Source organism: Caulobacter sp. 05T431, assembly GCF_056665975.1.
Genome location: NZ_JBFTKU010000192.1, coordinates 1 through 357, shown reverse-complemented (window position 1 = coordinate 357; position 357 = coordinate 1). Strand labels below are relative to the sequence as shown.

At 63.0% G+C, this 357-nt stretch carries 1 protein-coding gene; it reads right to left on the bottom strand.

The features are described 5' to 3' along the window. On the bottom strand, window positions 1-330 hold a 330-nt coding region (locus AC1U89_RS25070), incomplete at its 3' end, for an MFS transporter (RefSeq protein WP_479902318.1). Window positions 331-357 lie beyond the last annotated feature (27 nt).

The window sequence follows — 357 nt, the reverse complement described above, 5'->3', positions numbered from 1 at the left end:
GGCGAAGGTGGCGGCGCCCATGGTCAGCAGTGAAATCAGGAGCATGGACTTCCGGCCCAGGCGGTCCCCGAAGTGGCCGAAGATGATGGCGCCCACCATGCGCGCAATGTAGGCGGAGGCGAAGGTGCCGAAGGCGAGCATGGTGCCCACGAGGGGGTCGAAGCTGGGGAAGAAGATCTTGTTGAACACGAGCGCGGATGCTGTGCCGAATACAAAGAGGTCGTACCACTCGACGGTGGTGCCGATGACGCTGGCGAGGGCGATCTTACGCATCTTGGCCAGGTCCAGGCGGGCAGCCGCGTGGGAGGTGGTTTCTACCGATTGAGCCATCAATTTCTCCAGATGGGGGTGCGGGGA